Origin of the sequence: Thalassotalea sp. PS06, from assembly GCF_007197775.1 — a bacterium.
In the GTDB taxonomy this organism is placed as follows: Bacteria; Pseudomonadota; Gammaproteobacteria; order Enterobacterales; family Alteromonadaceae; genus Thalassotalea_A.
The window spans coordinates 2,560,324-2,575,106 of the sequence record NZ_CP041638.1 but is presented as its reverse complement, the minus strand read 5'-3'; the positions used below and the strand labels follow the sequence as shown (position 1 = coordinate 2,575,106).

At 45.3% G+C, this 14,783-nt stretch carries 10 protein-coding genes; 9 read left to right on the top strand and 1 reads right to left on the bottom strand.

The window, feature by feature from the left end; all coding sequences use genetic code 11:
• The first annotated feature begins 38 nt into the window (after positions 1-38).
• Positions 39-662 carry a TetR/AcrR family transcriptional regulator gene (locus FNC98_RS11385; protein WP_185967944.1) on the top strand — a complete coding sequence of 208 codons (624 nt, stop codon included), beginning with the start codon at positions 39-41 and terminating at the stop codon, positions 660-662.
• A gap of 25 nt (positions 663-687) precedes the next feature.
• On the opposite strand, the gene FNC98_RS11380 is transcribed toward FNC98_RS11385, so the two are convergent.
• Positions 688-1,707 carry a LacI family DNA-binding transcriptional regulator gene (locus tag FNC98_RS11380; RefSeq protein WP_143581351.1) on the bottom strand — a complete coding sequence of 340 codons (1,020 nt, stop codon included), beginning with the start codon at positions 1,705-1,707 and terminating at the stop codon, positions 688-690.
• Positions 1,708-2,160: 453 nt separating this feature from the next.
• On the opposite strand from FNC98_RS11380, the gene FNC98_RS11375 reads away from it, so the two are divergent.
• From FNC98_RS11375 to nagA, 8 genes are all read left to right on the top strand, one after another.
• On the top strand, positions 2,161-4,734 hold the full coding sequence (locus tag FNC98_RS11375; protein ID WP_143581350.1) for a TonB-dependent receptor: 2,574 nt from the start codon (positions 2,161-2,163) through the stop codon (positions 4,732-4,734).
• Positions 4,735-4,874: 140 nt separating this feature from the next.
• On the top strand, positions 4,875-5,597 hold the full coding sequence (locus tag FNC98_RS11370) for a SapC family protein (protein ID WP_143581349.1): 723 nt from the start codon (positions 4,875-4,877) through the stop codon (positions 5,595-5,597).
• A 42-nt stretch (positions 5,598-5,639) separates the two neighbouring features.
• Complete coding sequence (locus FNC98_RS11365) at positions 5,640-7,190, top strand: tryptophan halogenase family protein (RefSeq protein WP_143581348.1); 1,551 nt, start codon at positions 5,640-5,642, stop codon at positions 7,188-7,190.
• A 12-nt stretch (positions 7,191-7,202) separates the two neighbouring features.
• On the top strand, positions 7,203-8,798 hold the full coding sequence (locus FNC98_RS11360; RefSeq protein ID WP_260680349.1) for a tryptophan halogenase family protein: 1,596 nt from the start codon (positions 7,203-7,205) through the stop codon (positions 8,796-8,798).
• Positions 8,799-8,866: 68 nt separating this feature from the next.
• Positions 8,867-11,548 (top strand): family 20 glycosylhydrolase, encoded by a 2,682-nt coding sequence (locus FNC98_RS11355; protein WP_143581346.1) that lies wholly within the window; start codon positions 8,867-8,869, stop codon positions 11,546-11,548.
• A gap of 150 nt (positions 11,549-11,698) precedes the next feature.
• Entirely contained in the window at positions 11,699-12,580 is an 882-nt protein-coding gene (gene nagK / locus FNC98_RS11350; protein WP_143581345.1) for an N-acetylglucosamine kinase, read from the top strand.
• Between the two features lie 26 nt (positions 12,581-12,606).
• Positions 12,607-13,605: a glucosamine-6-phosphate deaminase NagB-II gene (gene nagB-II / locus FNC98_RS11345; RefSeq protein ID WP_143581344.1), complete on the top strand. Its 999-nt coding sequence runs from the start codon at positions 12,607-12,609 to the stop codon at positions 13,603-13,605.
• A 1-nt stretch (position 13,606) separates the two neighbouring features.
• Positions 13,607-14,737 (top strand): N-acetylglucosamine-6-phosphate deacetylase, encoded by a 1,131-nt coding sequence (nagA, locus tag FNC98_RS11340; protein WP_143581343.1) that lies wholly within the window; start codon positions 13,607-13,609, stop codon positions 14,735-14,737.
• Positions 14,738-14,783 lie beyond the last annotated feature (46 nt).

The window sequence follows — 14,783 nt, the reverse complement described above, 5'->3', positions numbered from 1 at the left end:
ACAGTGTGATTGCTGTTTTTTTAAGATGGGAGAGAGTAGTGGCAATTCCTAAAGTCAGAAGCAAAAGTGAAGAAAAACGTCAGCAAATCTATGATGCCGCGTCGAAATTGTTTTGTGATAATGGTTTTGCAGCTACCAGCATGGATCTTGTTGCCAAGAATGCCGGCGTATCCAAGCAAACGGTATACAGTCATTTTGGTAGTAAAGATGAATTGTTTGTCGCTACTATTACCGCCCGTTGTGAAGAGTTTCTATCCACGTCAACCGCAAGTCCAAAAGATAGCGATCCGTATACCACACTGTGCCAGTATGCAGAACATTTCCTGGCATTATTGTTATCGCCGGAAGCACTTGCCATTCACCGTATTTGCATCAATGAATCAACTAGTTACCCGCATGTATCAAGATTGTTCTATAAAGCCGGCCCGGAGCGGGTTATCGCTGAGGTTCGCGACATATTAGCGGAGTATAAGCAACAAAATATCCTTGCAATCGACGATATCCACACCGCCGCTACTCAGTTTCTTTCGGTGATTAAAGGTGAGATCTGGATGCACAAAGAATACAACATTGAAAAACCTATCAGCATGGATAAGGTGACCTTGTATATCCAAAATACAGTTAGGCATTTTCTTGTCGGTTACGGCTATCATCCAGCCTGATAATCGGAAACGGACTCGAAATTTTCTACTTGGTGGCTTCTGCGGTTGAGTCGCGAACTAGCAAGGTTGGCGTGAACTGCTGACAAATATCCGGTGCTTTTTGCTTGCGAATTTCACTGATTAACAAGGTTGTGGCGTTTTGCGCGATGGTTTGGTTCGGCTGATCGGCGGTGGTGATTTTTGGCCAGGTCTGACGGGAGAATGGACTGTTCTCAAAACCAACAATGGATAAATCCTGCGGAATCGCCACATTGGCCAGTCTTGATGCGAATAACGCGCCCGCAGCTATCTCGTCGTTACAGGAAAATATCGCTGTCGGTTTGGTTGTTCGTTTCAGTAATTCTGTCGCTCCAGCAACACCAGAATCAAAAGAATACTCACCATCGATAATCAAACTCTCATCAATGTCGATTTGATGTTTGCTTAAAGCTTCTTTGTAACCTTCGATACGTTCAAACGTCGATTTATGCTCTTTGCCACCGCTGATAAAACCAATTTCACTGTGGCCCAATGCAATCAAATGCTCGGTGATTGAAAATGCCGCATCAAAGTCATTAACCATAATGCAGGGAGAGATACCGTCTGGGGCATCATGACCAGAAAAGATTCTGACAAAATTTACGCCAAGTTCTTTTAAGCGTTCGATGACCGAAGGCATTTCCGAAAATGGTGGTGTTAGCACAACACCAGAGATCCTCGAATGACGGATCATATCGGTGATTTCATCGAGAATATGCTCGGCTTTGGAATTACATGGGTGGATCACCAACTCAAAATTTTGTTTTCGACATTCCTGCAAAATACCATTTTGCATGTCGATCACATAATAAGCGTTTGGGTTGTCATAAATGAAAGCGATACTAAATGACTTACTACCAGCAAGATTTCGGGCGGCAGCATTTGGTTGATAGTTTAACTCGCGAACGGCGGCTTCAACTTTTTCCTTAGTAGCGGCGCGGACCGAAGGTTCTTTATTAATTACTCGCGACACGGTTTTAATGGAAACCCCGGCGTGGCGGGCAACATCATTAATGGTTACCTTCATGGTCACTTTTCCTTGCTATTTAATCAATGCCTTTACAATCAGGACGAGTATATTGCCTGATTGTGATTGCCGTCACTATAAGCCATTTTTAATGAGAATCAAAACCTTGTATTTGCCATATTGAAACCAGAACCATTGTTGAATTCTGTGTACAAAAACGAAAGTGAGATTGAACCCTTTCATCAGTCACAACAAAGTTAATAAAATTTAAGTAACTGATATTGTAGTTTTTTTGTTTTTTAAGTGGGTTTTACTGACGATAATCCCGCCACTTTTATTACATTTAAAAAAAATCTTTTCAAAATTGTAATTTCCGTGTATGGTTTTACTAAGCCTTATGACAGCGTTGTCATTTGTAAGGAGCGAATGTGGGGAATAGGGATGAACCATATCGATTCAAAAAAGTGCCGATCCATAGGGTGAAAAAATAAAAAATATATAAGGAACAAGAAGATGTCGTCATTCAAATTCCAAAAGCGTCTGCTCGCCAGCAGTATCGCTATGGTCCTTACTGGTGCTAGCGCATCAGCTGTGGCTGCCGAAGAAATCGCAGATAACCAGGATATGGAGGTTATCGAGGTAACAGGTATCCGGGGAAGCCAACAGAAAAACTTAAACGCCAAGCGTTTTTCTAATGCAATCGTTGATGTTATTACCGCTGAAGATATCGGTAAATTTCCAGACAAAAACGTTGCAGAATCCTTACAACGTATCCCAGGTGTAACTATTCAGCGTCAGTTCGGTGAGGGTGCTGCGGTATCTATCCGTGGTGCTGGCCAGGATTTGACGTTGACCACTTTAAACGGTCAAAACGTTGCATCAACGGGTTGGTTCGTTCTTGAGCCGGCTAAACGTAGTTTCAACTATGAATTACTTCCTTCTGAATTGGTTGGTGACTTAGAAGTTTATAAATCTTCTCGCGCTGATTTAGCTGAAGGTGGTGTCGGTGGTACGGTTGTTGTTAATACGCGTAAGCCATTAGACCTTGACCCGCTATCAGTATACGGTTCTGTAGAAGCGTCTTATCAGACAGATTCCGAAGAAACAGACCCACAGTTTTCAGGCTTAGTAAGCTGGAAAAACGAGAGCGAGACTTTCGGTGCTTTGGTGTCTGCCGTTGCTCAAGATCGCTCTTTACAACGTCAGGGTAACGAAGCGTTCTGGGAATGGGGTGCAGGTCCAGTTGCTTTTGAACAAGAGCGTCAGCGCTCTGCCTTAAACGCAACGTTCCAATTTGCGCCAAGCGATAGCTGGGATATTGTTGTTAACTACATCGACATGAAGATGGAAGCGGACAACACCAACTATGCATTGTGGTTGACTCAGGCGGATACGTCATGGGGCGATAGTAGCAATACGACCTGGTTAGGTCAGACAGCTGACAATCAGGGTACGCAAATCGCAGGTCCATTGAACGTAGCTTTCTATCAGATGCGTCCACGTGAAGCGACGATGAACTCAGATGTTCTAGATTTAACCGTTAACTACAGCGGCGATGGCTACAGCTTCAAACTTCAGCTTGGTGATACCAATTCGACCGGTGGTACCGATTTCGAGATGGTTCTAGATGATGGTTTAGTACCTTCAATCGCTAGTGGTACTTATGACTTTACTGGTGGTAACCAGACCTGGAACCTACCTGCTGGTTTCGATATGGCAACCTACGATCCAGGCGTACTTAACATGGGTACGGGTCCAAACTTTAACCGCACGCCGAAAACTGACGAAGAGAGCTATATTCAGGGCGATCTGACGTTTGATGTTGAGTGGGGTGTAATCGGTTCAGTTAAGACGGGTCTTAAGTATGCTGAACATCAAACGACATCACGTCGTTTCGAATACGTTCAAAGTGATGACTTCGTAAACGGTTTTGATACGGCAAGCCTTCAGGCCGGTACTATCGATGTTGGCGCTGGCAACTACCAAATCAAAAAATTCGATGCCAATGAGTTAAAGCGTCTTGCCAAAGCAAGCATTGTTGGTGAGAACGAAGATCTTGGCGCATACAGTGAAATTGAAGAAGAAAACTTCGCCGCTTATGTAATGGCTGAGTTTGCTGGTGATAACTTCAGTGGTGACTTCGGTGTTCGTTATGTGACAACCGATGCAAAATCTATTTACTTCTTAGAAGGCGAGCAAACCAGCTCAAGTTCTGATTATTCTGAAGTACTACCTAGCTTCAACCTTAAGTATGACCTATCGAACGAGTTAATCCTTCGTGCATCTGCTTCACGTGCTATGGCTCGTCCACAGTATGTTGATATGTATGTTAACCCGAATGTTGTCGGTACTAACGATGATACACCAAACAACCAGTTCTGGATTGTTGGTAACATCGGCCTTAAGCCGTTTACTTCAAACGCGTTTGACTTAGGTTTAGAGTACTACTTCAACGATTCTTCACTTGTTGCAGCCACTATTTTCTACAAGCAGGTTGATAACTTCGTAACCTTCACTAACCGTTCTGCAAGTGCCGATGAAATCCCATTCCCACTGCCGCCGGAAGAGGCTGCTGTTGGTTGGACGGTGCAAGAAAAGTCTAACGGTAAGGACGCTACCCTTCAGGGTATCGAACTTCAGTATCAACAGGACTTTGGCAATGGTTTTGGTGCATTAGTTAACTATACCTACACCGATTCTGATACTGACGAAGATACATTTACCGATATGAACCCGTTCCTGAGCGACAGCTCTGAGCACGCGTACAACGCCACGGGTTATTTCGAAAATGATTTAGTATCGGTTCGTTTGGCTTACAACTGGCGTAGTTCGTACATGCTGCGTGAGTCTGGTTCATACGGTAACCGTTTGCACGATGACTTCGGTACGCTTGATTTGAGTGCAGTATGGCATGTAACGGATTATCTTGACCTTAAGTTGGATGTTAACAACATTACCGAAGAAGGCTCTAAGCAATTCGGTAATAACAACTACCCAACTTCATACAGTGGTTTTGCTAATGGCTTCCCTCTGTATGAGTATGAGATGGCCAGACGTATCAACTTGGGCGCAAGTTTCCGCTTCTAAGTTGTTAATAGCTTGATAAAAAGGGGAGGTTTCTCCCCTTTTTTATCAAAAAAAGTGTTTTTTCGCTTGTCTTGGCTTTTATTCCCGGTTTAGTCTATGACCCTAATAAAAAGTAAGGCCTACATTTAGGGAGAAGTTAAATGAGCCAGCAAAACGTACAGCCGTTAAACAAGAACGTACACGGCAAAACAAAACTTAAAGCACAAAAGAATTTCAAACAGGTTGAAGCACAACATTTAGTTCCTCTGGTAGTTCATGAATTTTCCCGCGCGAGCGCCGAGTTCCCGGTAGTATTTGTTAAGAACTCTGATAATGGCACATTTCAGCCTGTAGCACTTTTCGGTCTTAAGCCAGGTGAAAACCTGTTTACTGCCGGCGAATACTGGGGTGGTACTTATGTACCGGCTGCAGTGACACACTTTCCATTAGCATTAGTTCCAGAGTCACAAGACTCCGATAACTACATGGTAATCATTGCTACTGACAATGAGGTAGTAAATGAAGAAGAAGGTCAGGCACTATTCGAAGAGAATGGTGATGAGACCGAATACTTAGCTAAGCGCAAAGAGGCGATGGCTTCGTATCTTGAACATTCGCACATTACTCGTATGTTCACTAAGGAATTAGCCGATAAAGATTTGCTGGTACAGCAAAACCTTGAAATCGATTTAAATGGCGAGAAAATCGCAATTAACGGTTTATATCTGGTTAATGAGAAAAAACTAAATGAATTAAGCGATGAAGAATACCTGGAACTTCGTAAGCGCGGATTCTTAGGGCCAGTTTTTGCGCACCTAAACTCCATGCACCAGGTTCACCGTTTGGTTCAGAAGAAAGCTCAATTGGCCGCTGAGACTGCGTAAACCTCAGCGCTCGAGCTTTCCTGAACAGGTTAGTCGAGCCCTATGAATCAAAATGCAGTTCGATCCATCACTATCGTTGGTGGTGGATCATCTGGTTGGATGACCGCGTTATATTTAAACCGGTTATACAACCACCAACAATCGCACGTGGCGATTCGCCTGATCGAAAGTAAAGATGTCGGAATTCTCGGCGTCGGCGAAGCTACCGTCCATTCTATTCGTTTCTTTTTCGCAGCAATGGGACTCGATGAGTCGGAACTGTTACGAGAAACCAATGCTACCTTGAAAACTGGCATTATGTTTAACAACTGGATGCAACCAGTTGATGGGCAAATACATCAGTATTACCACCCGTTTGAGCACCAGGCTCTGGGTAATATTTTAGATATCTCTACTAGCTGGTTATTACGTTCCAGGCACCTGTTTGAGCGCTATGACCAAGGGGTATCGTTATCCGCACATCTGATGCAGGAAAATCATTGTCCGAAAATGCCGGACTCAAAACCCTTTGAAGGTATTACCCCTTATGGTTATCACCTAGATGCCTCTGAAATGGCGAGATTTCTGCGCCGAAAAGCCGTTCAAGCCGGTGTTGAGCATGTTGAAGCTCTTGTTAATGAGGTGAAAGTTGAACAGGGCAATGTCAAAGCGGTAGTTACCGATAAAGGTGAATTTAGCAGTGATTTGTTTATTGATTGTAGCGGCTTTAAGGGCTTGCTGATTGAAGCATTAAAGCAGGACAATTGGCAGTCATTTACCGATGAATTGCCATGCGATAAAGCTGTTGCCATGCAGGTCGCATACAAAGACGGGCAGACTCCGAGAAGCTATACCACGGCAACGGCGCTTAGTAATGGCTGGGCCTGGGAAATCGATCTGACCAGCCGACGTGGCAGCGGTTATGTGTATGATTCCAGGTACCTTGATAAAGCGGAGGCAGAGCACGAACTTCGTGAGCATTTAGGCAGTGATGTCGAAGTGTTGAAGACTCTACATCTTGATATGAAAGTGGGTTGTCGCAAAGAGTTCTGGGTTGGCAATTGTATCGCTATCGGCTTAAGTGGTGGCTTTATTGAACCGCTGGAATCTACCGGTCTGCATCTGATTAACATTGGCGCCAAGTTATTATCGACGCATATCAGCTCGACGCAAACGGCGCAGGCAACCCGGGATTCTTATAATCGCTTGATGAATGGCGTCTATGACGACCTCAAGCGCTTTATCGTGCTGCATTATTGCCTGACCGATAGAGACGATACCGAGTTTTGGCAAAATGCCCAGCGAAGCGTTGATTACTGTCCGTTGTTAAAACAACAACTGCAAGCCTGGCAGCATAAAACCTGTGAGTACATGGACTTGGCTGGTGGTTATGCAACGACGTTCACTGACGAGAATTATCGATTCATTCTTTATGGTATGGGCCATTATCCGGATCTTCACATACCTTATGATGAAGCAAGCTGTGATCAGATTTTCCAGCGCCTTAATTTTATGAGTCAGCGGGCGTTACAGGTCACCATGTCGCACCAGGATTTTCTTGAGTCCGTGCAGGGTGCAGTGCAGGACATTAGCACTCCTGAGCAAGCGGTATAGATGGTGAATAGCTTGAAACATTCATCTTCGACAACAGCGCAAGAACAGTCGCATGCAACCATTGACAAGATAGTCATTGTCGGTGGTGGCACTGCAGGCTGGCTTGCGGCAAATCATCTTGCCAGTCAGCTTAAACCCGCACCTGAACAGGGAATGGATATCACCGTTATCGACTCTGATGACATTCCTGGTATTGGTGTCGGCGAGGGCACGGTTCCGATGATCCGACAGAGTCTGCAAGCGTTTGGCATTGATGAGGCCAAATTTATTCGCGAATGCGATGTTACCTTCAAACAAGGCATAAAGTTTATTGATTGGTTGGACACTCCCCGTACCGGCCAGTCATCCTATTATCACCATTTGTTCGATTATCCATTGGTGAGTGAAATTCCGGATTTAACCGCGTATTGGTTAAATATCCCGGTTGAACAACGCCCTTCATACACGGATTTTGTCGCCTTCCAGGGTAAGGTCTGTGATTTGGGGCTGGCACCAAAGCAAATTACTTCACCGCAATATCAAGGTAACTGTCAGTATGCCTATCACCTTGATGCGGCGAAATTTACCCGGTTGCTGCAATCCCATGCGATGGAGCATTTCGGGGTAAAACTGATTAAAGCCAATGTTATTGATGTCGACATTAACGACAGTGGTGAAATCAATGGATTAAAAACCGATCATGCCGGTATGGTGAAAGCGGATTTCTTCGTGGATTGCTCCGGTTTTCATTCTATTTTATTGGGCAAAGCACTGGGCGTCGATTTTGTTGACAAGCAGCAAACCTTGTTTGCCGATAAAGCATTAGCGGTGCAGGTGCCATATACCCAAACCAACGAGCCGATTCCAAGTTTTACTAAAGCAACGGCTAAGACCGCTGGTTGGATTTGGGATATAGGCCTGACAGCTCGTCGCGGATGCGGCTATGTCTATTCCAGTGCGCATACTAATGAGGCGGATGCTGAAAATACGTTTCGGGAATATCTTGGCGCTGAGCATAAAAATGCCGAGCTGCGCCAGATTGATATGAAAGTCGGATACCGCGACAAATTCTGGCATAAAAACTGTGTTGCTATTGGCTTGTCCCAGGGTTTCGTGGAACCTCTTGAAGCAACAGGGCTGTTGGTATTTGATGTTACCGCGAAAATGCTCGCTCAACAGTTTCCAGCCAATAAAGCGTTAATGCCTTTGGTGGCTGAACAGTTTAATCGCAACGTTCAACAAAGCTGGGAGCGGGTAATTGATTTTATCAAGTTACATTATTTCCTTTCCCGCCGCGACGACAGTGAATTTTGGTTGGATAACCGCAACTTCGAAAGCCTGAGCAGCACCCTGCAAGAACGAATACAACGCTGGCGATGGCAGTTACCGAGCGCCTACGATTTCAGCAGTGGCTACGAAATTTTTAATCTCGAAAATTATCTGTATGTCCTTTATGGCATGGAGTTCGAAACCGACCTGCGCCAGAGCCAGTATCGGTATCATCAGCAAGATAGGGTGCAACAACTCCAGCAACAGCTCCTTCAACACTCTCAGCAATTGGCAAACCTTTTACCCGAGCACCGCCAGCTGCTTGACAAGATCCAGCAATTTGGCCTGCAGCGCCAATAACAAAACAATTATTAGGGCAGTGGCGACATTGCCTTATAAAGAATAACCAGGAAACAGGAACCATAACAATGAAAAATCCTTTGGTGATTTCCCTCTTAAGCATGGCTTTATTAAGCGCATGTAATAGTGAACCTGAGCAGTCAAATAAAGACGCTGAGGTATCGATGGCGACATTGAATCAATCCGCACTGGATGGCTTTGCCAAGTCGTTAAAAGTAGAATTTGAACTGGTAACGAATGTCGCTGACGATAAGTGTGATAAAGCCAAACATGACGGTTTGTGTTATCAGGGGCGTATACATTTTACTGCTCAACAAGACTTTCCTTATCGTGACTGGGCGATATATTTTTCTTTGATAAATCCGGTGCAAACTCACTCAGAAGGTGAGTTTGCTATTACTCATGTAAATGGTGACTTACACAAAATATCTTTGTCCGATACTTTTAAGGGCTTTAAGGCTGGAGAAACCAAATCTTTAGATTTTCGCGCCGATTTCTGGAGTCTGGCGGAAACGGATTTGATCCCGAACTATATCCTCACCGTCGATGAAACCAGCGAACTTTTACAAAGCGCTAACTGGCAGCCGCGGGTTATTGAAAGCACCCGTACTCAGATTGATCCGGAAACGGGATTAGAGATTGCTCCATTTGTCCAGGAATATACGAAAGTCCGCGAACAGTTTAAACGCACTGATACCGATGAGACGGTATGGGCTACCGCCAACGTACTATTCGAGCGCAATGCTAATAAGCCGAAAAGCGATACGGATCTAAGCTCAGCGATTATTCCAACCCCGCACACGGTAATTGTCGATGATAGTGGTAATAGCATTGATCTAAGTGCAGGCATCAAAGTTGTTTTTAACAATGTTAGTGAAGAGTCGGTCGCAACTGCGCTTTCGCGCCTGGCTAGCCTGGGGGTAGCGCAATCAGATTCAGGCATCAATGTTGAATTGCAGATCGCTGGAGATACTGATCAGTTTGCTGGTGGCTATCAACTGGATATCGCGAAGAACGAGATCCGTATTAAAGCGGCGGATGAAATTGGTGTGTTTTATGGCCTGCAATCCATTGCCGCGCTCATTGGTGTCGACGACTTAACGGTACCTGAAATGCAGGTTATCGATAAACCCCATTATGACTTTCGCGGTATGTTTGTCGATGTGTCTCGTAATTTCCATTCCCAGCAGTTTCTTTTTGACTTAATCGATCAAATGGCTGCCTACAAACTTAACAAGCTGCATCTTCACCTTGCCGACGATGAAGGCTGGCGCCTGGAGATCCCAGGTCTTGAAGAGTTGACAGAAATTGGTTCAAAGCGCTGTTTCGACTTATCAGAGAAAACTTGTTTATTGCCGCAGTTAGGCGCTGGCGTAGATGTTAATAGTCCAGTTAATGGTTTCTTCAGCGTTGAGCAATATCAGCAGATTCTGAAATACGCTGGCGAGCGTCATATTCAGGTGATCCCGTCATTGGATATGCCGGGTCATTCGCGCGCGGCTATTGTTTCGATGAAACGTCGCTATGACAAATATATGCAGGCCGGTGAGCTGGAAAAAGCGCATCAGTACATGCTACATGATCCTGAAGATACCACTGTGTATTCATCCGTGCAGTACTATAACGATAATACCATCAATGCCTGTATGGATTCTTCCTATGCCTTTATTGGTAAGGTTATGGATGAAGTAAAAGCCATGCATAGCGATGCTGGATATCCGCTAACCCGTTACCATATCGGTGCAGATGAGACTGCGGGTGCCTGGGTTGAATCGCCAAAGTGTAAAAGCTTTATCGAGCAACATGATGATTTGCAAAAAGCCGAAGATTTAGTGGGTTACTTCATTGAACGAGTGGCGAAAATTCTTGCTGAGCGTGATATTGAAGTTGCCGGCTGGAGCGATGGTATGAGCCATACTCAGGTCGAGAATATGCCGCAGGTGGTTCAAGCTAATGCCTGGGGCGTGTTGTTCTGGCAAGGTCATCAGGCTGCACATAACCTGGTTAATCAAGGCTGGGAAGTTGTGGTTTCCAGTCCGGATGTAATGTACTTTGATTTTCCATATGAGCCGGACCCGAAAGAGCACGGCTATTACTGGGCATCGCGCCATATTAATACTGAAAAAATCTTCAGCTTTATGCCGGACAACCTGCCAGCTCATGCCGAGTATTGGTTGGATCGCGAAGACAAACCTTATCAATCTGACGATACCTTAACCAAAGACGAGCAGGGTAATATTCAGCATGGTCCACTACACAAGGATAAAAATTTTGTTGGTATCCAAGGACAATTGTGGAGCGAAAACACCCGCAATGACGACTTGGCTGAATATAAGATTTTCCCAAGATTGTTAGCTCTCGCTGAGCGTGCCTGGCATTCGCCGCAATGGGCTTTGCCTTATGACCACGAGGGACAGGTATATGATCAAAGCAGCAATAAGATCAGCGCTGAGAAACATCAGCAGCGTCAGCAAGCATGGGCGAGTTTTGCCGATACCGTTGCCAATAAAGAGTTTGCCAAATTGGACCTTGCCAATATCCACTATCGTATTCCGACGGTAGGCGCGAAAGTGGAAGATGGTAAACTTTATATCAATTCTGCCTACCCAGGATTGCCTTTGCAGTACCGACAGGGAAATTCAAATTGGCTGGACTATACTGCCCCGGTAGACGTGGCATCGGATGAAATCTGGGTACGTGCGAAGGCACCAACGTCAGAGCGAGCTGGTCGGGCGTTAAAGGTGCGATAATCCTCCTAACTACATGATTTAATTGAGATGTCAAAAAACTTGAAATAAATAATGACAGCGTTGTCATTTGTCGGTAGACTTATTTTAATTTGATAAATTATTAACAGGCAGCTCTGGATTAGGCTGCCCTGGTTGTAAGCAGAGGCTGAGATGCACATAGGTCATCAACAACTCTATTTAGGTATCGACGGCGGCGGTAGTAAATGCAAAGCCGTGATAGTCGATGCTGAAATGCAATGCCTGGGAGAAGGTATTGCTGGAGCAGCAAACCCATTTCATAGTGTTGATAACGCGCAACAATCGATTGTCGATGCAGCGTTATTGGCGCTTGCTGATGCAGGTTTAGAACAATCCCAAATTAACCAGTTAATCGCTGGTGTTGGTTTGGCGGGGGTTAACATTCCCAAATATTTTGATTTGATGAATGCCTGGCAGCATCCGTTTAAGGAAATGCACCTGGCAACCGATCTGCATATTGCCTGTCTCGGCGCTCACAATGGCGATAATGGCGCCATTATGATTTGTGGTACAGGTTCTGTAGGGTATGTCAGTTGTAATGGTGACTCGCTCATTGTTGGCGGCCATGGATTTCCGCAGGGCGATACCTGTTCCGGTGCCTGGTTGGGATTACAAGCCGTACAAAAAGTGTTACTCGCTGCCGATGATTTAGGAGCGCAGACAACCCTGACCAAAAGGATCTACCGAGCCCTTGGGTGCTTAGATTCTAATGATTTAGTCAGTTGCCTGTCAGGGCAGGGCGCCACCTACTATGCTCGTTTGGCGATTCATGTTTTCGATGCGGCAGATGAAGGCGATTTAGTCGCTCAGCAGATACTGGCCCAAGCCAGCAACTATTTTACCGCCGTTTTTAATAAACTCATGGCCAAAGAACCGGCCCGGATCTCCCTGATCGGTGGCTTGCAAGTTCGGTTAAAGGACTGGCTTGCCACCGACATCTTTAGTCAATTTAGCGAACCAATGCAGGCACCTGAAATCGGTGCGGTATTGTTCGCCAGACAACAGTCTAAATAAGTTTATGTGTTAGCAGGATTATATCGATTATGACAACCTTAATGGAAAAAGAAGCTCGTCAGGCACCAAAAGTTATTGCTGAGCAGTTGCAGGTTAATGCAAAAGTCGCCGCCAGAATTGGTGAAAAGCTTAATCAGTTTGACCCTAAGATGGTGATGATTATCGGACGTGGCTCTTCCGATCATGCTGGCGTGTTTGGTAAGTATTTGTTTGAAATCGAAGTGGGAATACCAACGTTTGCGGCAGCACCTTCTGTTGCCAGTGTTTATGGCAAAACGCTGAAACTCGATAAAGCCCTAGCGATTGTTATTTCACAATCTGGTCGCAGCCCTGACATCTTGTCTCAGGCACAAATGGCGAAAGATGCTGGCGCATACACGATTGCTCTGGTTAATGATGAAAGCTCACCACTCGCTGAGCTTGTCGATGATGTTCTGCCATTGAAAGCTGGCCCGGAAAATTCGGTTGCGGCGACAAAAAGTTATCTGGCAACATTATCTGCGTTATTGCAGTTGGCAGCTAATTGGGGTAAAAACGAAGAATTAATCAATGCCTTGCAAACATTGCCTGAGGGTTTACAACAAGCGGTAGACAGTGATGTACAGCTAACCGCTCAATCTCTAACCGACACTCGCAACCTGGTGGTTCTTGGTCGTGGGTTAGGATTCGCGGTTAGTAAAGAAATCGCGCTGAAACTTAAAGAGGTTTGCTCTATTCACGCTGAAGCCTTTTCCAGTGCAGAATTTCTTCACGGCCCAGTAACACTGGTTGCTCAGCAACTCGATATTATCGATTGCCATGTGAACGATGAATCCGCCCAGGCCCACAAAGAGCAGGTTGTTGAAGTAACCAATCGTGGCGCTGATATGATCCACCTAAATCAGGTGGTTAACGATATTCATCCACGACTAGCACCACTGTTAGTTCTCCAGAGATTTTATCTCGATGTTGAAAAAGTGGCGTTGGCTAAAGGTTTTAATCCTGATGAACCGCAAGGACTTAAGAAAGTAACACGGACTCTATAATATGCAGCAACTACTTCAGGTCAGCTCGTTTTTTGATGGCGAAACACTACATAAAAATTGTGTAGTTGAATTGCTTGACGGGCGGGTTATCCATGCTGAAGCGATTTCTGGTCATCACCCTCATGCCGAACAAATTCAGGGGCTGATGGCGCCTGGTCTTATCGATGTTCAGGTTAACGGTGGTGGTGGCGTGCTGTTAAATGTTGCGCCAAGCACGCAAACGCTCGATGTAATGTTTAAAGCCCATGCCCAATATGGCACCACGGCGATGTTACCAACACTGATCACCGATGACGTTGCAGTGATGGAGAAAACCGCCGACGTCATTAGTGAGGCGATTGCCAATAAACAAGCCGGCATTATCGGTGTACATTTTGAAGGGCCGCATTTATCGGTACCTAAAAAAGGTGTTCACAATGCTAGTTTTATTCGTCCGGTTAGCGAGCGTGAAATGGCAGTGTTCTGTCGTCAGGATTTAGGCCGTGTGGTTGTAACCCTGGCGCCCGAGAATGTTGCCGTTGAAGATATTAAGCGCCTGGTTGATGCGGGTGTTCATGTTTGTTTAGGACACTCAAATGCAGATTATGAAACCGTAGCTAAGGCATTGGCAGCAGGAGCCTCCGGATTCACACATTTGTTCAATGCGATGTCGGCGTTTCAATCACGAGAGCCGGGCATGGTTGGTGCTGCGCTATTAGATGATAACAGTTGGTGTGGGTTAATTGTTGATGGGCACCACGTCCACTATGACTCGGCAAAGCTTGCTATCAAAGCCAAGCAACAGGGCAAAATTATGCTAGTTACTGACGCCATGTCACCGGTTGGCAGTAACGAAGACAGTTTTGAATTGCTCGGGGCAACCGTTATCCGCGATGGCGACAGATTGAATGCTACAACCGGCGAATTAGCCGGTTCATGTCTGGATATGGCGATGGCGGTGAAAAATACCGTTGAAAAACTGCAACAGCCGCTGGAAGAAGCCCTTAGAATGGCGTCATTGTATCCGGCGCAGTTTTTGAAAATCGATAAGGCTTATGGCCATTTAAAAACCGGTGCGGTCGCAGATTTTGTCATCTTCGATGATGAGCTTAATGTCAGACAAACCTGGGTTAATGGGGCGCGTATCGTTTAACGCGCCTTTGTTTTATCACCAATAACAAAAACAACATCAACAAAAC